This window comes from Streptomyces sp. NPDC088387, assembly GCF_044753385.1.
In the GTDB taxonomy this organism is placed as follows: Bacteria; Actinomycetota; Actinomycetes; order Streptomycetales; family Streptomycetaceae; genus Streptomyces.
Window position 1 is genome coordinate 1 of record NZ_JBIVNC010000008.1, and the last position, 18111, is coordinate 18111.

An 18111-nucleotide genomic window follows, 5' to 3' on the forward strand; every position below is an offset into this window, starting at 1 on the left:
ATGATCGAGATCCGCAAACAGAACCCCGCCTTCGGCCTCGGCAGCTACACCGAGCTCCCCTCCTCCAACCCCGCCGTCCTCGCCTTCCTGCGCGAGTACGAGGACGACCTGGTGCTGTGTGTCAGCAACTTCTCGCGGTTCGCGCAGCCCACCGAACTGGATCTGCGGGAGTTCGACGGACGCCATCCGGTGGAACTGTTCGGCGGGGTGCGTTTCCCGGCGATCGGTGAACTGCCCTATCTGCTGACCCTTGGGGGGCACGGCTTCTACTGGTTCCGGCTCACCCGAGTGGCATCTCGAATCCGGCCGTCGACAGTGAGCGTGCGCTGACGAAAGGACGCGTCACCATGCCGAAGACCGCTTTTCCGCACCCGAGCCACAGCGGCCTCGCCGGGCCCATGGCCTCGCTCGACGGACTGCTGCGCGACTGGCTGCCACGCCAGCGCTGGTTCGCGGGCAAGGACCGGCCCGTCACGGACCTGCGGCTGCTGTCGATGACGGAGCTGTTCCCGGGCTGTCTGCATCTGCTGGTCCACGCGGGACACGCCGGTGGCCCCGCCGGACACGGCGGAGTGCCCGCGCCCGGCGGCACCCCGCCTCCCGGGGACTGCTACCAGCTCCTCCTCGGCGTCCAGAAGCATCTCTCGCCGCGGCTCGGCAAGGCGCTCATCGGCACCACCCAGGAAGGCCCGCTGGCCGGACTCGTGGTCTACGACGCCCTCCAGGACCCCCGTTCGGCCCAACTCCTCCTGGAGCGTCTGCGGCAGCCCGGCTCGGCGGGCCCGCTGCACTTCGAGGCCGACCCCGCGGTCCGGATCCCGGCCGCGCTGCCGCCCCGGCTGCTGGACGCGGAACAGTCCAACACCTCCCTGGTGTACGGCGACGAGTTCATCCTCAAGGTCTTCCGGCGCATCCAGCCGGGTGTCAATCCCGACCTGGAGGTCACCACCGCGCTGGCCGGACAGGGCTGCGGGCGGGTGCCCGCGCCGGCCGCCTGGTTCCGTACCACCCAGCCGCTCGGCGCCACGCTGGGTGTGCTCCAGCCGTTTCTGCGGAACGCGTCCGACGGCTGGACGCTCGCCCTCGACGCGCTGGCCACCGGGCACGACTTCGCCGCCGAGGCCCGCGAACTGGGCCGCGCCACCGCCGACGTGCATCTCGCGCTGGCGGCGGGCTTCCCGGTCGGCGAACCCGGCGAGAACGCCCGTACCGCGGCCGCGATGATCGAGCGGCTCGACGCCGCCGCGCACAGCGTGCCGGCCCTGCGGCCCTACGTCCCCGGGCTGCGGTCCGCGTTCAGCATGCTGGTCGGCTGCGACGCCGGACCGCCGGCCCAGCGCATCCACGGCGATCTGCATCTGGGTCAGGTGCTGCGGGCCGGCCGCGAGTGGTTCGTCATCGACTTCGAGGGCGAGCCGTCCCGGCCGCTCGCCGAGCGGCGCAGTCCGCACTCTCCGGTGCGCGACATCGCGGGCATGCTGCGATCCTTCGACTACGCCGCCCGGCAGCGCCGGCCGTGGCGTCCGGAGTGGGCGCGCCGCTGCCGCGAGGCGTTCTGCGCGGGCTACGCCGCCCGCGCCGGATGGGACCCCCGCAAGAAGCACGCGCTGCTGCGTGCCTACGAGACCGACCGCGCCGTTTACGAGGTGCTGTACGAGGCCCGGCACCGCCCCGACTGGCTCGCCGTTCCGATGGCGGCCGTCGAGCGGCTCGCCGTGAGAGGAGACTGAGAGCCGTGGCACTGCGTGACACCTCCCTGCCGGAGCCGTCCGGGCCCGTGTCGAGGGCGACCGAGGAGACGACGGCCCTGCACGCCGACGACCGTGCGCGGCTGCTGTCGGGCGCCCACCACGATCCGCACGCGCTGCTCGGCGCGCATCCGGTGCCGGGCGGTGTGCTGTTCCGGGCGCTGCGCCCGTTCGCCGGCGCGGTGACCGTACGGATCGGCGACGAGCGGCATCCGCTCACCTCGGACGGCGACGGCCTGTTCTCGGGTGTGCTGCCGCTGACCGCGATCCCGGCGTACACGCTGGTGGTGTCGTACGACGCGGGCGAGCAGGAGGTGCACGACCCGTACCGCTTCCTGCCGGCGCTCGGTGAGCTCGATCTGCATCTCGTCCGGGAGGGCCGGCACGAGCAGTTGTGGAAGGCGCTGGGCGCCGAGCCGATGACCCACGAGGGTGTCACCGGCACCCGCTTCACGGTCTGGGCGCCGAACGCCCAGGGGGTGCGGGTCGCCGGTGACTTCACGTTCTGGGACGGCACGGCCTTCCCGATGCGCTCGCTCGGCGCGTCCGGTGTCTGGGAGCTGTTCCTGCCCGGCGTCGGCGAGGGCGCCCGCTACAAGTTCGAGATCACGGCCCGTGACGGCCGCCGGTTCCTCAAGGCCGACCCGATGGCCCGGCGCGCGGAGATCCCGCCGGACACGGCGTCCATCGTGCACACCTCGCACTACGAGTGGGGCGACGAGCGGTGGCTCGCCCACCGGGACGACCTGCCGGTGCACGAGGCCCCGTTCTCGGTGTACGAGGTCCACCTCCCGTCCTGGCGCCCGGGACTGACCTACCGGCAGCTCGCCGAGCAGCTCCCCGCGTACGTCAAGGACCTGGGCTTCACGCACGTGGAGCTGATGCCCGTCGCACAGCACCCGTTCAGCGGCTCGTGGGGTTACCAGGTCACCGGGTTCTACGCGCCCACCTCGCGCCTCGGCACACCCGACGACTTCAAGTTCCTCGTGGACGCGCTGCACCGCGCCGGCCTCGGCGTGATCATGGACTGGGTGCCCGCGCACTTCCCGAAGGACGACTGGGCGCTGGCCCGGTTCGACGGTGAGCCGCTGTACGAGCCCGGCGACCACCGGCGTGCGGAGCATCCGGACTGGGGGACCTACGAGTTCGACCTCGGCCGTACCGAGGTGCGGAACTTCCTGGTGGCGAACGCCGTGTACTGGTGCGAGGAGTTCCACATCGACGGCCTGCGGGTGGACGCCGTGGCCTCGATGCTCTACCTCGACTACTCGCGGGACTCGGGCCAGTGGACGCCGAACGTCTTCGGCGGCCGGGAGGACCTGGACGCGATGGCGTTCCTCCAGGAGATGAACGCCACGCTGTACCGGCGGGTGCCGGGCATCGTGACGATCGCCGAGGAGTCGACCGCCTGGGACGGTGTGACCCGGCCGACCGAGAGCGGCGGACTGGGCTTCGGGCTGAAGTGGAACATGGGCTGGATGCACGACTCGCTCCAGTACGTCGCGCACGAGCCGGTGCACCGGAAGTTCCACCACAACGAGATGACGTTCTCGATGGTGTACGCGTACAGCGAGAACTACGTCCTGCCCATCTCCCACGACGAGGTGGTGCACGGCAAGCGGGCCCTGGTGTCGAAGATGCCGGGCGACTGGTGGCAGCGCCGCGCCGACCACCGCGCCTACCTGGGCTTCATGTGGGCCCACCCCGGCAAACAACTGCTCTTCATGGGCCAGGAGTTCGCACAGGGCGCCGAGTGGTCCGAGGAACACGGCCCCGAATGGTGGCTGCTCGACGCCGAGTACGCCCACGAGGCCGACCACCGGAGTGTACGCGACCTGGTCCGCGACCTCAACACCACGTACGTCGGCGCGCCCGCGCTCTGGCAACGCGACACGGACCCGGCGGGCTTCGAGTGGCTGGTCGGGGACGCGGCCGACGACAACGTCTTCGCGTTCCTCCGCCGCGCCGCCGACGGCACGCCACTGATGGCGATCAGCAACTTCTCCCCCGTAGTCCGCCACGACTACCGTATCGGCGTCCCGGACGACGTCCCGGCATGGCGGGAAACCCTCAACACGGACGCCCTGCGATACGGCGGCAGTGGCGTGACGAACAGTGACGTGGTGAAGGCAGAGGCCCAGCCCTGGCACGGCCGCCCGACAAGCATCGCGGTAACACTTCCCCCCTTGGCAACGGTCTGGCTACTACCGGCCTGACCCCCAACCCCCCTAGGGGCGCGGGGAACTGCGCGACCAGCCCCCAACGCACCCGCACCGGCGTACATCAATCGTGCCCCCACAGTTGCCGTTTCCTCTAACGCACAGCGCAGCGTTCCGCTAGATTCCGCACCACCGGCGATAACCGATCCCGCCGGTGCAGTAACACCCCGTACATCTCTGGAGCAGCGCATGCGCGATGTGGCCCTCGCTCCGTCGGCCGGACCACCCCTGACCGCCGGCCTCGCCGACAGCCTCTTCGAGAAGGCGTTTGAGGATCCCACACAGCCGATGCTGGCCCGCCGTCCCGATCCCGCCTCGCAGGTGTGGGAGGCGGTGACCGCGGTGGAGGTCAGGGACGAAGTCCTCGACGTGGCCAAGGGCCTGGTGGCCTGCGGCATCACACCCGGCCACCGCGTGGCCATCATGTCCCGCACCCGGTACGAGTGGACGGTCTTCTGCTACGCGCTGTGGGCGGTCGGCGCCGAGATCGTGCCGATCCATCCGTCGTCCTCCCGCGACCAGATCGAGTGGATCCTGCGGGACGCGAAGTGCGCGGCCGTGGTCGTCGAGGACGAGCACGGAGTGATGACCGTCGGTTCGGTGTGCGCGTCGCTGCCGTTGCTGCGCCACGTCTGGCAGCTGGACGCGGAGGCGCTGGGACAGATCGTCGCGCGTGGCGAGCTGATGCCGGCGACGACCGTCGACTCGCTGCGCCGGATCGTGCTGCCCGACTCCATCGCCGCGATCACCTACACGTCGGGCTCGACCGGCCGGGCCCTGGGGTGCGCGATCAGCCATCGGGCCATGGCGAGCACGTGCGACACGCTGCTCGACGGCTGGGGGCACACGGCGGCGGCGCCGGGGGAACAGGCCCGGGTGCTGGCGTTTCTACCGTTCTCGCACGTCTACGGGCTGATGATCCAGGTGCTGTGTGTGCGCGGCGGGGTGCTGATGGGGCACGAGCCCGAACTCACCCAGGCCGCCCTGTCGTCGGCCATGCTGTCGTTCCGGCCGACGTATCTCTACGCGGTGCCGTCCGTCCTGGAGAAGATCTACAAGAACTTCCTGCGCGCGTCCCAGCAGGCCGGGCGCGGTGCGCTGTTCGAGCGGGCGGCGGAGACGGCACGGGCCTTCGCGGCGGCGAACGAACGCCAGCGGCTGGGCCGGGGGGCGGGGCCCGCGCTCGATCTGCGGCTGCAACACGCGCTGTACGAGCGGACGGTGTACCGGCGGCTGCGTGGCGCGCTGGGCGGCCGGGTACTGCGCGGCACGTCGGGCGGCTCGACGCTCAACCGCGATCTGTCCCTGTTCTACGAGGGCATCGGCGTCTACATCAACGACGGTTACGGCCTCACCGAGACCAGTGGCGGTGTGACCATGCAGCCGCTGGGCCGGGAGAAGTCGGGCACCGTGGGCCAGGCGCTGCCGGGCACGGAGATCGCGGTGGCCGCGGACGGGGAGATCCTGGTCCGGGGTCCCTCGGTGTTCCAGGGTTATCTCAACGACGAGGCGGGGACCCGGGCCGCGCTGTACGGGGGTTGGCTGGCGACCGGGGATCTGGGCCGCCTCGACACCGACGGGTATCTGACGATCACCGGGCGCAAGAAGGACGTCATCATCACCAACGGGGGCACCAGCGTCTCCCCGTCGATCCTGGAGCACCGGCTGCGGATGCATCCGCTGGTGCACCAGGCGGTGGTGGTCGGCGACAACTGGCCCTGTGTGGGCGCGCTGATCACGCTGGACCCGGAGTTCCTGGCGCACTGGCGCACCGCGCTCCAGTGGCAGGGCGACACACCGGGCCGTGAGGACCGCGAGGAGAACGCGCTGCGCGAGGAGGTGGGCCGGGCGGTGGCGGCGGCCAACAGCGTGGTGTCGCGCGCGGAGTCGATCCGGGTGTTCCGGGTGCTGCCCCGGCAGTTCGCCGTGGAGGACGGGCTGCTGACGCCGTCGATGAAACTGCGCAGGGACGCGATCGTGCGGCACTACGCGACCGAGATCGACGCGATGTACCAGGCCCGGTCGCGTCCGCCCCGGCTGGCGACGCCGGAGGAGACCCTGGGCTGGGACGACGCGGACAACGTGTTCCGCTGACCCGACCGCCCGGTCCCGTGCCGCTCTCCCCCGTCTACACCTCTCCTCCCGTTCGCAGCCGTACGACGTTGGAGCGTTCGCCGAGCACATAGGCGCGGACCCGGTAGGAGGCGTGCTTCTCGCCGGCCAGAGTGATCAGCCCGGCGCTGTCGACGTCCGGGTCCATCACCATGACGGGTTCGAAGGCGTCGCCCGGCCGTCTGCGGATCTCCAGCAGGAAGCCGTCCTCGTCGGTGGAGTTGTCGGTCCAGGTGAAGTGGATGCCGCCGGCGTCCTTGACCTCGGCGTGGAGGGCGGTCGGCGCGCCCGCGTCGGAGGTCCGCAGGGAGTGCCGTTCGCCCTGGTGGCCGGGCCGGTCGACGGGCGAGAGCCAGTCCTGGTCGGTGAGTTCCTCGGTGCTGTCCTGCTCGGGGAGGTCGACGGCGACCGACGGGGTGGCGGGTCCGCCGTAGCTGTGCAGGCGGTAGAGGAAGGTCGTCTGCGGCAGGAGGTCGGGGTGGCGGTAGGTCGTCGTCTGCCGTGCCAGGTACTGGAGTGGCGTGTACGGGCCCGCCTCGTCGGTGGCGAACTCCAGGAGGTGGCCCTCGACTCCGGGGCGTTCGTCCGTCCAGGAGAGGTCGATGTCGGTGGGGGTGGTGAGGGTGGCGTGCAGGGGTCCGCGGGAGTCCGCCGCGGGCTTCGCCGCCGTCTGTGCCGAGCAGGCCGGCAGCGCCAGGAACAGCGCTGCCGACACCGCGACGATCGTCTTGCCTCGCATCAGGCGCCGCTACTTCCGCCAGAAGCGGACACCGCTCCACACCACCGTGGCCGGTCCGTTGCCGCTGTCGGTGCGGTAGGCGCCGAACTTGTCGTAGAAGCTGCCGCCGGGGCTGGAGTACGTGTGCTGGAGCGAGCCGTTGATGTAGGTACGGTGCTGGCTGCCGACGACGTGGACGGTGTTGACCCGCACCGTCGCGCCGACGGTCCCGGCGTTGGACAGCGTGGCGCCGCCGTGGACCGCGTACAGCCGGCCGCCGCGTTCGACGGCGAGCATGAAGAACGGGCCGGAGGCCGACTCGTTGAATGTCTGCTTGAGACTGATCCGGGTTCCGCTGAGGCTGCTGATGCGGAAGGAGCCCTCGAACTGCCGGGTACCGCCGGTGTAGGTGGCGTACCGGCGTTCAGCCCGCTGGTCGCCGCTTGCCGTGGAGCAGGTGAGCTGGAACGTGAGGCCGTTGATCTGGCCGCAGCCACGCTCCTGTTCGGTGAACGTCGGCGACACCGACGTCCAGCCGCCTGGCTCGACTTCTGCCACGGCCTGCGGAGCCACCAGCATCGACAAGCCACTGGCCGCGGCCAGTACGGCGAGGGTCCGGGTACGTGCGAGCATCCTGCCTCCTTGAGGCGTGGGGGGTGGCCACCACCCACCGGCATGGGTACAGCGCTTGACGCTGTTCATGTAGGTGAACGATGGCTCAAAGAGTGAACACGTGGCTGGGAACATAGGACTGGACCAAAGGACCGTCAAGACTTCGCGCAACGGCTCGTCTTCGCCCGCAATCGCCGCACGAGATCGTTCGTACGTGCATGCTGGTGCAGCACGGGTTCGTCTGCCTGCCACACCCGGCTGGCGGACCGGCTCCGGGCACGGTGGGATCGACGAGGTGCGAGGCAGCGATCCAGGGGAACGCACAAGGCGTTGAGGCAGACCGCCTGGACCCGCGGAAGGGATGGACACCGTGACACGACCCAGGATCCTGGTCGTCGGCGCAGGCTTCGCCGGCGTGGGCTGTGTGCGCCGGCTGGAGCGCAAACTCAGTCCGGACGAAGCCGACGTCACCCTGGTGACCCCGTTCTCGTACCAGCTCTATCTGCCGCTGTTGCCGCAGGTCGCCTCGGGTGTACTCACCCCGCAGTCGATCGCGGTGTCGCTGCGGCGCAGCAAGAAGTACCGCACGCGGATCATCCCGGGCGGCGCGATCGGTGTGGACCTTCAGTCCAAGGTGTGTGTGGTCCGCACGATCACCGACCGCATCGTGAACGAGTCGTACGACTACATCGTGCTGGCCCCGGGCAGTGTCACGCGGACGTTCGACATCCCCGGTCTCGTGGACCACGCCTTCGGCATGAAGACGCTCGCCGAGGCCGCCTACATCCGGGACCACGTGATCTCCCAGCTGGACCTGGCCGACGCGAGCCAGGACCCGGAGGAGCGGGCCGCGCGGCTTCAGTTCGTGGTGGTGGGCGGCGGCTACGCGGGCACCGAGACGGCGGCCTGTCTGCAACTGCTGACGCACAACGCGGTCAAGCGCTACCCGCGTCTGGACCCCAGCCTGATCAAGTGGCACCTGATCGACATCGCGCCGAAGCTGATGCCCGAACTCGGCGACAAGCTGGGCCTCAGCGCCCAGGAGGTGCTGCGCAAGCGCGGCATCGAGATCTCGCTGGGCGTCTCCATCGCCAAGGCCGGCCCGGAGGAGGTCACCTTCACCGACGGCCGGGTGATCCCGACCCACACCCTGATCTGGACGGCGGGTGTGGTGGCCAGCCCGCTCATCGCGACGCTCGGCGCGGAGACCGTACGCGGGCGGCTCGCGGTGAACGCGGAGATGAACCTGCCCGGCCACGACGGGGTGTTCGCGCTCGGCGACGCCGCCGCGGTGCCCGACCTGGCCAAGGACGAGGACGGCTCGATCTGCCCGCCGACCGCCCAGCACGCCATGCGGCAGGGCGGCAAGGTCGCCGACAACGTGATCGCGTCCCTGCGGGGCGGCCCCATGTCGCCGTACTCGCACAAGGACCTCGGTCTGGTCGTGGACCTCGGCGGCAAGGACGCGGTGTCCAAGCCGATGGGTGTCCCGCTGCGTGGGGTGCCCGCCCAGGCCGTGGCCCGCGGCTACCACTGGTCGGCGCTGCGCACCAACGTGGCCAAGACGCGGGTGCTGACCAACTGGATGCTGAACGCGGTCGCGGGCGACGACTTCGTCCGCACCGGCTTCCAGTCGCGCAAGCCGGCCAAGCTCCGCGACTTCGAGTACGTGCACGCCTATCTCACGCCCGAGGAGGTGCGCGCCCAGGTGGCCGGGGGCGCGCAGGTGGAGTGACGCCGGGCCGCCGAAGATCCGGCGGTCTTCGTCCCGCTACATCGGGGTAGGTGCACCACATGAGGGATGTCGTGGATACGGACGAGCTGCTGCGGCGGCTGCGGCGGGGACGGGACTGTGCGGAGGACCAGCGCACGCACTGGCTGAGCCAGAGCGAGGGCCTGCGGGCCACCGATCCGGAGGCGGCCCGCGAGGCCGACGTCCGGGTGGTGGCGTACGAGTCGGTGCTCCGAGTACTGGACGAGGTGCTGACCCCGGGCGCGCACGACACAACGTGAGTCAGGTCACCCCGGCGTGTTTCGGCTGTGTGAAATCACGCCGGATGGTTTACGGTTCACCAATACGTGGTGACGGGGTCGATCCTCCGCATCCCCTGTCCGCCACCGCACAACGGCCCTGGCTGGTCTCCCCCGTCCAGCCAGGGCTTTTTTATGTTCCGGGAGCGGATGCGGACGACTTCCGTCCGCCGAGGTGCCCCCGGCGCCCGCAGCGGCTGAAATGGGCATAGGGAAAGCACCCGAACCGATCCTCGGCGAGGAGTCCCGCGTCATGACCGAAGCGACGAAACTGCTCACCGCCCTTCCCCCGCCCCAGCGCGCCCGGCTGATGGAACTCGCGCAGGAGGTGTCCTTCCCGGAGGACGCCCGGATCTTCGACGCGGACGGCACGGCCGACCGGTTCTGGGTGATCCGCTCGGGCGCGGTCTCCCTCGTCCAGGAGGTCACGCCCCAGCGGCGGGTCACGGTCGCCAGTCTGGGCGCGGGCGACCTGCTCGGCTGGTCGTGGCTGTTCCCGCCGTACCAGTGGGACTTCGGCGCGGAGGCGTTCAGCCCGGTGCGCGCGCACGAGTTCGAGGCACGGCAGGTGCTCGCGCTGTGCGAGGAGGATCCGGCGCTCGGCATGTCCCTGGTCCGGGTCGTCGCCGAGATCCTCGCCCACCGGCTGGAGCTGACGCGCGGACGGCTGATGGAGGCGTACGCGCTGCACCGGCGGCTCTAGGCGGCGTCCGCACACGTCACGCCGACGTCTCCGGGCGGCGTCGGACGTGTCAGATGCGGTATCGGCGGAGCGCCGGTACGGCCGCCGCCAGGCCCAGCATCGCCGCGACGACCAGCAGGCCACCGCCCGCCACGGCCGCGCGCGGCCCGAAGGCCGAGCCCGCAGTGCCGTGCAGGACGTCCGCGAGGCGGGGGCCGCCCGCGACGACGACCGTGAAGACACCCTGCATCCGGCCGCGCATCTCGTCGGTCGCGGCGGACAGCAGGATCGCGCCGCGGAACACCATCGACACCATGTCGGCGACCCCGGCGACGACGAGGAAGGCGACAGCGAACCAGAGGCTGGTGCTCAGCCCGAAGCCGGTGATGGCGAGGCCCCAGACGACGACCGCGCCGATCACCATCAGGCCGTGCCGCCGGGCCCGCGAGAACGTGCCGGAGAAGAGCCCGCCGGCCACCGCGCCCACCGGGATCGCCGCGAACAGCAGGCCGAGCGCGAGCCCTTCGCCGTACGACCCGTAGGTCTCGGCGGCCATCTGCGGGAACAGGGCGCGGGGCATGCCGAGGACCATGGCGATGACGTCGGCCAGGAACGACAGCAGCAGCACCTTGTGCAGGGCGATGTAGCGGAACCCCTCGGCGATCTCCCGGATGCCCGCCCGGCGTTTGGCGGGGGCGGTGAGCGGCGGCAGCGGGGGCAGCCGCAGTACGGCCCACACCGCGAAGCACAGGGCCACGGCGTCGATGAGGTACAGCTCGGCCAGTCCGATCACCGGGATCAGCGCACCGGCGAGCAGCGGTCCCGCGACCAGCCCCGTCTGCATCACGGTCGAGCCGAGGGCGTTGGCCGCGGGCAGCTCCTCCTCGGGGACCAGCCGGGCGATCGAGGCGCTGCGGGCGGGCGCGTTGAGGCCGAAGAAGGCCTGCTGCACGGCGAGCAGGACGATCAGTACGGCGACCGAGTCCAGCCCGGTGAAGGCCTGCACCCAGAACAGCAGGGAGGTGACGGCGATCCCGGTGTTGGTGACGAGCAGCAGTTTGCGCCGGTCGACGGTGTCGGCGATGGCGCCGCCCCACAGCGCGAACACCACCATGGGCAGCAGCCCGGCGAAGCTGGCGTAGCCGACCCAGGCCGAGGAGCCGGTGAGGTCGTAGATCTGCTTCGGTACGGCGACGGCGGTCAGCTGGCTGCCGACGGCCGTGACGATCGTGGAGGACCACAGCCGGCGGTAGGCGGGGCGGCGCAGCGGGCGGGTGTCCATCGCCCAGCGGCGTCGTGGTGGCTTGTCGCCTTCCGGGGCGGCCGGTTCCTCGGTGCTGCTCTCGCTGGTGTCCACGGGCTTCCTGGTTGCTCGATACATCTTTCGAACCAGGGATCACTATCGCAGCACCGGGCGCGGGTCGCGGACCCGTCTCAGCCGCCGGCGATCAGCATCACCCCGAGGGCGATCATGGTGACCGCGACGAGCCCGTCCAGCACCCGCCAGGCGGCGGGCCGGGAGAGCCAGCGGCTGAGCAGGCGGGCGCCGAAGCCGAGCGCCGCGAACCAGCACAGGCTCGCCACGACCGCGCCCAGGCCGAAGGTCCAGCGCAGTGGGCCGCGGTCCGCCGCGACGGAGCCGAGCAGGAAGACCGTGTCGAGGTAGACGTGCGGGTTGAGCCAGGTCATGGCCAGGCAGGTGAGGATCGCCCGGCGGCGTGACCCGGCCTCCTCGCCGTCCGCCCGCAGCCCGTCTGCGGCGGGGCGGATCACCCGCCGGGCCGCGAGCGCGCCGTAGCAGAGCAGAAAGGCGCCGCCGATCCAGCCGATCATCTGGAGCGCCCCCGGCCAGGCCACCACCACGGCACCGACTCCGGCGACGCCCAGGGTGATGAGCAGGGCGTCCGACAGGGCGCAGATGCCGACCACCGCGAGAACGGCGTCCCGCCGGACGCCCTGGCGCAGGACGAATGCGTTCTGGGCGCCGATGGCGACGATGAGCGAGAGGCCGGTGCCGAACCCGGCGGCCGCGGCGGTCAGTGCGGGGGTCATGCCGTCGACGCTAGGGACGCGATCACCTGGTGTACAGCTAAAGATTCTTACGTATCCTTAGCGCCCGTGAAGGTGGACGGCGAAGTGGACGGCGAGGTGGGCGGTATGGACGGGGCGTCGGCGGCCGGGATGCCGGATCTGCCGCTCGACCAGGTGCGGACCCTGCTGGCGGTGGTCGACGAGGGCACGTTCGACGCGGCGGCGGCCGCCCTGCACGTGACGCCGTCGGCGGTCAGCCAGCGGGTCAAGGCGCTGGAGCAGCGCACGGGCCGGGTCCTGCTGATGCGCACCAAGCCGGTCCGCCCCACGGAGTCCGGCGAGGTGCTGGTGCGGCTCGCCCGGCAGATGGCGCGCCTGGAGCGGGACGCGTTCGCCGAGCTGGGCCTGACCAGTGACGGGGAGCCGACGCGGGTGTCGATCGCGGTCAACGCGGACTCGCTGGCGACCTGGTTCCTCGGCGCCCTGACCCGGCTCCCCCGGGAGCCCGCGCTCGCCTTCGAGCTGCGCCGCGAGGACGAGGCGCACACGGCGACGCTGTTGCGGGAGGGGTTGGTGATGGCGGCGGTGACGTCGTCGCCGGACGTGGTGCCGGGCTGTTCGGTGCGGGCCCTGGGCCGGATTCGGTACGTCCCGGTGGCGGCGCCCGGTTTCGCCGAACGGTATGTGTCCGGACGGGAGTTGCGGGACGCGCTCGCCGTGGCGCCGGTTGTGGTCTTCGACCGGCGGGACGATTTCCAGGACGACTTCGTACGCCGGCTGCGGGACGGACGGGGCGGCGCGGGGCCGTTGCGCCACCATGTGCCCACGTCGGAGGGGTTCGCCGCCTCCGTGGCCGCCGGACTGGGCTGGGGCATGGTGCCCGAGGTCCAGGCCGGTCCCCTGCTGCGCGCGGGCCGGCTGGTCGACCTCGCGCCGGGCCGGTCCGTGGACGTGACCCTCTACTGGCAGCAGTGGAAGCTGGATTCGCCCGCGCTGGCCGCGGTGGCGGACGCGGTCGCGGCCACCGCGGCGGATTCCCTGCGCAGTTGAGTCTTGTCACGCGACATTCCTGTTTCATCACGCATCGACAGGTGACCCGAAAGCGAGTAAGGCAATAACTGGGGCAGGAAAGACCGGATGCTAGGTGACAGAGATGGACAACTGGCGAGAGCACGCCGAGTGCCGCCTCCACGACCCCGATCTGTTCTTCCCGATCGGCACGTCCGGTCCGGCGCTGATGCAGGCGGAGCAGGCGAAGGCGATCTGCCGGGACTGCCCGGTACGCGAGCCGTGCCTGCGGTGCGCGCTCGACGAGGGCGAGGCCATCGGTGTGTGGGGTGGCACCAACGAGACGGAACGCCGACGGCTGCGCGCCTCCGAGCGGCGCAGGGCGAAGGCGGGCCGCCCCTCGTGACGGTGACCGCGCGACCCGCGCCGGCCGGTGGCCGTGACCGGCGCGGCGGACCCGCGCGCCCGGGTGCCGGGCCGGTCCGTCCGACGTACGCTGCGGGCACCCTGTCCACCGCGTAAGGATCCGCACGTGAGCATCCGCGTCCGCCGCGTCTACGAGGCACCCGACCCGTCCGACGGACTGCGGGTCCTGGTGGACCGGCTCTGGCCGCGCGGCATGTCGAAGGACGCGGCACGGATCGACGAGTGGCCCAAGGCCCTCACCCCCTCGACCGAGCTGCGCCGCTGGTACCACGCGGGCGAGGGGTCCTACGAGGAGTTCGCGCCGCGCTACGAGGCGGAGCTCGCCGCGCCCGCGGCGGCCGAACTGCTCGACGGGCTGAGTGAGTCGGCACACCGGGGCCCGGTGACCCTGCTGACCGCGGCGAAGGAGCCGGACCACAGCCACGCGGCCGTACTGGTCCGGCTCCTTCGGCCCTGAGTCCGGTCCGGCTCCTTCGGCCCTGAGTGCGGGGCGTCAGCCCGTCTGGCGGGCCGCCGCCCGACCGGCCGCGCGGCCGGAGAAGAGGCAGCCGCCCAGGAACGTGCCCTCCAGCGCGTTGTAGCCGTGCACACCGCCGCCGCCGAAGCCGGCCACCTCGCCGGCCGCGTAGAGCCCCTCGACGGGGGTCCCGTCGGCGCCCAGCGCGCGGGAGTCCAGGTCGGTCTGGATGCCGCCGAGCGTCTTGCGGGTGAGGACGTGCAGTTTGACGCCGACGAGCGGGCCGGCCTCCGGGTCGAGGAGGCGGTGCGGGGTGGCGACGCGGCCGAGGCGGTCCCCGATGAAGCGGCGGGCGTTGCGGATGCCCTGCACCTGGGAGTCCTTGCTGTACGGGTTCGCCATCTGGAGGTCGCGGGCCTCGATCTGGCGGCGCAGGGTGCCGGCGTCGAGCAGTGGCTTGTCGGTGAGTTCGTTCATCCGCTCGACGAGCTGGTCGAGGCCGGGTGCGGTGACGAAGTCGGCGCCGCTGCGCAGGAAGGCCTGCACGGGGGCGGGCGCGCCCTTGCCGAGCAGCCGGTCGCGCAGGACGGCCTTGCGGTCCTTGGCCGTGATGTCGGGGTTCTGCTCGGAGCCCGACAGCGCGAACTCCTTCTCGATGATCTTCCGGGTGAGGATGAACCAGGAGTGGTCGTGGTCGGCGATGTCCTCGGTGGTGCGCAGGTACTTGAGGGTGCTGAGGGTGTCGTAGCCCGGCAGGCAGGGGTCGGGCAGGCGCCGGCCGAGGGCGTCGAACCACATCGAGGACGGGCCGGGCAGGATGCGGATGCCGTGGCCCGGCCAGACCGGGTCCCAGTTCCGCACACCCTCGGTGTAGTGCCACATGCGGTCGCGGTTGACCAGCCGGGCGCCCGCCTCCTCGGTGATGTCGAGCATCCGTCCGTCCACGTAGGCGGGGACACCGGTGATCATCCGGGCCGGGGGTGTGCCGAGCCGGTCGGGCCAGTACCGGCGGACGATGTCGTGGTCGGCGCCGATGCCGCCGGAGGTGACGACGACGGCCTGGGCGGTGAGTTCGAACTCGCCGACGGCCTCGCGGCTGGAGGAGACACCGCGCGGGGAGTCGTCCTGGGCGAGGACCGTGCCGCGCACTCCGCGAGTCGTGCCGCCCTCGACGACGAGCGCGTCGACGCGGTGCCGGTGGTGGAAGGTGAGCAGGCCGTCGCGCGCGGCCTCCTTGGCGTAGCGCACGAACGGCTCGACGACGCCGGTGCCGGTGCCCCAGGCGATGTGGAAGCGGGGTACGGAGTTGCCGTGTCCGCCGGCGCGCAGGTCGCCGCGTTCCGCCCAGCCGACGGTGGGCAGCAGTTTGATGCCGTGTCCGTCGAGCCAGGACCGCTTCTCGCCGGCGGCGAACTCCACGTAGGCGCGGGCCCAGCGGACGGCCCAGGAGTCCTCGTCGTCGGTCCGGTCGAACCCCGCGCTGCCCTGCCAGTCGTTCCAGGCCAGTTCCAGGGAGTCCTTGATCTTCAGCCGGCGCTGCTCGGGCGAGTCGACGAGGAACAGCCCGCCGAAGGACCAGAATGCCTGTCCGCCGAGGTTGGCGGCGTTCTCCTGGTCGACCAGGGCGACCCTGCGGCCCCGGCTGGTGAGTTCGTGCGCGGCGACCAGGCCGGCCAGGCCGGCTCCGACGACGATGACGTCCGCATCCATGGCGACCGTTCCCTTCCTCAAACCGCTCGTAGGGGCTTGTCCGGAGTGCCGCCGCCGTCGGTCAGCAGTGCGGTGAGCAGCTGCTTCAGCCAGGCGCGGGCCTGCTCCACGTCGTTGTCCAGCAGGAGTTGCACGGTGACCCCGTCGTACGCGGCGACGACCGCGCGGGCGGCGGCCTCGGTGTCGCCGAGGACGGCGGGCAGTTCGGTGTGGCCCCGGGCGCGCCGGAGCCGGTCGGCGATCGCGCCGCGCAGCCGTGCCCGGTGTTCGAGGAGGGTGCCGGCGACGGCCGGGTCGCGCGCGGCGTGCACCAGGAAGTCCGTCTTGACGAGCAGCCAGTCGCGGTCCAGGAGCAGGACCTCGGTGACGCGGTCGACGGCGGCCGGTACGTCCAGTCCTGGCCCGTCCAGGGCGAGGGCGCCGGAGACCTGCGCGGCGATCACCTCGGCCCGGTCCTGGTAGAGCGCGAAGAACAGCTCGTCCAGGCTGGCGAAGTTGGAGTAGAAGGCGCCCCGGCTGTACCCGGCGGCCTCGCAGACCTCCTCGATGGAGACCCGGCCGAACCCCTTGGCGGCGAACACGGCGAACGCGGCGTCGAGCAGATTGGCCCGGGTCCTCACCCGGCGCCGGGTCACCCGCCCGGCCGTCGCCTCGCGCGCGGCCATACCCGTCTCCGTTCGATACACCGGTGTATTCGATACGCGAACGTATTCGATACATCGGTGTATTCACAAGGCCGAGCGTGTGCCCGGTTCCGGAAACGATATGGAACAGATTTTCGATTAAGGAGTACGGTGGACGTATGACCACGCACCTCCAGGGCTCCCTCTTCGACCAGGCCGACCAGGTCCGGCTGGGCGCGCTCGACGGGATCCGCCGGACCGTGCTCGGCTCCGGCGCCTGGATCGACGTCCTGCCCGGCTGGCTGAAGGGCTCCGACGCGCTGTTCGAACAGCTGGCGGTCGGCGTCCCCTGGCGGGCCGAGCGCCGCACGATGTACGACCAGGTCGTGGACGTACCACGACTGCTCTGCTTCTACGGGCGCGACGACACACTGCCGCACCCCGTGCTGGACGAGGCCCGCGAGGCGCTCACCGCGCACTACGGCGCCGAGCTGCGCGAGCCGTTCACCACCGCGGGGCTGTGCCTCTACCGCGACGGCCGGGACAGCGTGGCCTGGCACGGCGACCGGACCGGACGCGGCGCCCGCGAGGACACGATGGTGGCGATCCTCTCCGTCGGCGCACCGCGCGACCTGCTGCTGCGCCCGGCGCGCGGCGGCGACTCGGTGCGCCGGCCGCTGGGCCACGGCGACCTCGTCGTGATGGGCGGCTCGTGCCAGCGGACCTGGGAGCACTGCGTACCGAAGACCACACGGGCCGCGGGACCGCGGATCAGTGTGCAGTTCCGCCCGCACGGCGTGCGGTGAGGCGGAGAGGCGGCCGCCTCCGCCGCGCGCGGGGGCTGCCTCCGGCGGACGGTGCCGGGGGCGGCCCCGTCCCGCTGTCCGGGATGCGGGACGCACCCCCACCCCATGCCGGTGTCCGGAACGCGGTCTGCTTTCCTTGAGCCGTCGGCTGGGAACTCTCACCTCGGGACGATCATGCAAGTGGATGTGCGACAGGTCGCCGACGGCACTCATCTGGTGCACGGCTCGAACACGAACTGGGTGATCATCACCGAGGGCGACGACGTCACCCTCGTCGACACCGGCTACCCCGGCGACCGCGAGCTGCTGCTCGCGTCCCTCGCGGAAGTGGGCGCCTCGCCCGGGTCGGTCCGGGCCGTGCTGATCACCCACGCCCACAACGACCACCTCGGCTCCGCCGAGTACCTGCGCGCCGAGTACGGCACACCGATCCTGCTGCACGAGGCCGAGGTGCCGCACGCGCGGCGGGACTTCCTGCATCAGGTGAATGTCGGGGACGTGCTCCGCAACGCCTGGCGGCCCGGCGTGGTGCCGTGGTCCGTGCACGCCCTGCGCTCCGGGGGCAAGGCGCACATCCCGGTCGCCGAGCCCGAGGCGCTCAAGCTCGGCGGCCCCCTCGACCTCCCGGGCCGGCCCGTGCCCGTGCCGACGCCCGGCCACACCCTGGGGCACTGCGCCTTCCACGTCCCGGGGACCGGCGTGGTGATCTCGGGCGACGCCCTGGTCAGCGGGCATCCCACGTCCCGCGTGACGGGCCCGCAGCTGCTGCCCGACATGTTCCACCGCGAGCGCGCCGAGGCGATCGCCTCGCTGGAGGCCTTCGAGGCGCTGGACGCCGACGTGCTGCTGCCCGGACACGGTCCCGTCCACCGCGGCCCGGTCGCCGAGGCCGCCCGGCACGCGCGCGAGCGCGCGCTCTAGGCCCGCC

Annotated in this window: 18 protein-coding genes; 12 read left to right on the top strand and 6 right to left on the bottom strand. The window is 71.6% G+C overall.

The annotated features are described in order from the left end of the window. The 4 genes from ACIQAC_RS21815 to ACIQAC_RS21830 form a co-directional block, all read left to right on the top strand. A partial coding sequence (locus ACIQAC_RS21815; RefSeq protein ID WP_402193428.1) for an alpha-glucosidase C-terminal domain-containing protein occupies positions 1-330 on the top strand: 330 nt, incomplete at its 5' end. Between the two features lie 17 nt (positions 331-347). Further along, on the top strand, positions 348-1730 hold the full coding sequence (locus tag ACIQAC_RS21820) for a maltokinase (RefSeq protein WP_402193430.1): 1383 nt from the start codon (positions 348-350) through the stop codon (positions 1728-1730). Between the two features lie 5 nt (positions 1731-1735). Beyond that, positions 1736-3964, top strand: coding sequence for a 1,4-alpha-glucan branching enzyme (gene glgB, locus ACIQAC_RS21825; RefSeq protein WP_402193431.1), 2229 nt, complete (start codon positions 1736-1738; stop codon positions 3962-3964). Between the two features lie 192 nt (positions 3965-4156). Continuing rightward, positions 4157-6061 carry an AMP-dependent synthetase/ligase gene (locus ACIQAC_RS21830; RefSeq protein ID WP_402193433.1) on the top strand — a complete coding sequence of 635 codons (1905 nt, stop codon included), beginning with the start codon at positions 4157-4159 and terminating at the stop codon, positions 6059-6061. Positions 6062-6095: 34 nt separating this feature from the next. On the opposite strand, the gene ACIQAC_RS21835 is transcribed toward ACIQAC_RS21830, so the two are convergent. After that, on the bottom strand, positions 6096-6818 hold the full coding sequence (locus ACIQAC_RS21835) for a fibronectin type III domain-containing protein (RefSeq protein ID WP_402193435.1): 723 nt from the start codon (positions 6816-6818) through the stop codon (positions 6096-6098). A gap of 9 nt (positions 6819-6827) precedes the next feature. Further along, complete coding sequence (locus tag ACIQAC_RS21840; RefSeq protein ID WP_402193437.1) at positions 6828-7430, bottom strand: hypothetical protein; 603 nt, start codon at positions 7428-7430, stop codon at positions 6828-6830. A gap of 340 nt (positions 7431-7770) precedes the next feature. Here ACIQAC_RS21840 and ACIQAC_RS21845 point away from each other — a divergent pair, with 340 nt between their 5' ends. The 3 genes from ACIQAC_RS21845 to ACIQAC_RS21855 all read left to right on the top strand — a co-directional run bounded on the left by ACIQAC_RS21845 (position 7771) and on the right by ACIQAC_RS21855 (position 10143). After that, positions 7771-9144, top strand: coding sequence for an NAD(P)/FAD-dependent oxidoreductase (locus ACIQAC_RS21845; protein ID WP_402193438.1), 1374 nt, complete (start codon positions 7771-7773; stop codon positions 9142-9144). Between the two features lie 59 nt (positions 9145-9203). Continuing rightward, a complete protein-coding gene (locus tag ACIQAC_RS21850) occupies positions 9204-9422 on the top strand; it encodes a hypothetical protein (RefSeq protein ID WP_402193440.1) in 219 nt (72 codons plus the stop codon). 271 nt (positions 9423-9693) lie between these two features. Continuing rightward, on the top strand, positions 9694-10143 hold the full coding sequence (locus ACIQAC_RS21855) for a cyclic nucleotide-binding domain-containing protein (RefSeq protein WP_402193441.1): 450 nt from the start codon (positions 9694-9696) through the stop codon (positions 10141-10143). A gap of 49 nt (positions 10144-10192) precedes the next feature. Here ACIQAC_RS21855 and ACIQAC_RS21860 read toward each other — a convergent pair whose 3' ends face one another. Both ACIQAC_RS21860 and ACIQAC_RS21865 read right to left on the bottom strand, forming a co-directional pair. Then, a complete protein-coding gene (locus ACIQAC_RS21860) occupies positions 10193-11479 on the bottom strand; it encodes an MFS transporter (RefSeq protein ID WP_402193442.1) in 1287 nt (428 codons plus the stop codon). 77 nt (positions 11480-11556) lie between these two features. Further along, positions 11557-12174: a LysE/ArgO family amino acid transporter gene (locus tag ACIQAC_RS21865; RefSeq protein ID WP_402193444.1), complete on the bottom strand. Its 618-nt coding sequence runs from the start codon at positions 12172-12174 to the stop codon at positions 11557-11559. A 129-nt stretch (positions 12175-12303) separates the two neighbouring features. On the opposite strand from ACIQAC_RS21865, the gene ACIQAC_RS21870 reads away from it, so the two are divergent. From ACIQAC_RS21870 to ACIQAC_RS21880, 3 genes are all read left to right on the top strand, one after another. After that, entirely contained in the window at positions 12304-13203 is a 900-nt protein-coding gene (locus ACIQAC_RS21870) for a LysR family transcriptional regulator ArgP (RefSeq protein ID WP_402193934.1), read from the top strand. A gap of 103 nt (positions 13204-13306) precedes the next feature. Next, positions 13307-13567 carry a WhiB family transcriptional regulator gene (locus tag ACIQAC_RS21875; RefSeq protein WP_402193446.1) on the top strand — a complete coding sequence of 87 codons (261 nt, stop codon included), beginning with the start codon at positions 13307-13309 and terminating at the stop codon, positions 13565-13567. A gap of 126 nt (positions 13568-13693) precedes the next feature. Further along, positions 13694-14044 (top strand): DUF488 domain-containing protein, encoded by a 351-nt coding sequence (locus ACIQAC_RS21880; RefSeq protein WP_402193447.1) that lies wholly within the window; start codon positions 13694-13696, stop codon positions 14042-14044. A gap of 36 nt (positions 14045-14080) precedes the next feature. Here the strand turns inward: ACIQAC_RS21880 and ACIQAC_RS21885 are convergent, their stop codons facing one another. Then, on the bottom strand, positions 14081-15754 hold the full coding sequence (locus tag ACIQAC_RS21885; protein WP_402193449.1) for an FAD-binding dehydrogenase: 1674 nt from the start codon (positions 15752-15754) through the stop codon (positions 14081-14083). A 17-nt stretch (positions 15755-15771) separates the two neighbouring features. After that, positions 15772-16419, bottom strand: a complete 648-nt coding sequence (locus tag ACIQAC_RS21890; protein ID WP_402193451.1) for a TetR/AcrR family transcriptional regulator — start codon at positions 16417-16419, stop codon at positions 15772-15774. A gap of 137 nt (positions 16420-16556) precedes the next feature. On the opposite strand from ACIQAC_RS21890, the gene ACIQAC_RS21895 reads away from it, so the two are divergent. After that, complete coding sequence (locus ACIQAC_RS21895) at positions 16557-17183, top strand: alpha-ketoglutarate-dependent dioxygenase AlkB (protein ID WP_402193452.1); 627 nt, start codon at positions 16557-16559, stop codon at positions 17181-17183. A gap of 174 nt (positions 17184-17357) precedes the next feature. Beyond that, positions 17358-18104: an MBL fold metallo-hydrolase gene (locus ACIQAC_RS21900; RefSeq protein WP_402193454.1), complete on the top strand. Its 747-nt coding sequence runs from the start codon at positions 17358-17360 to the stop codon at positions 18102-18104. Positions 18105-18111: the final 7 nt, after the last annotated feature.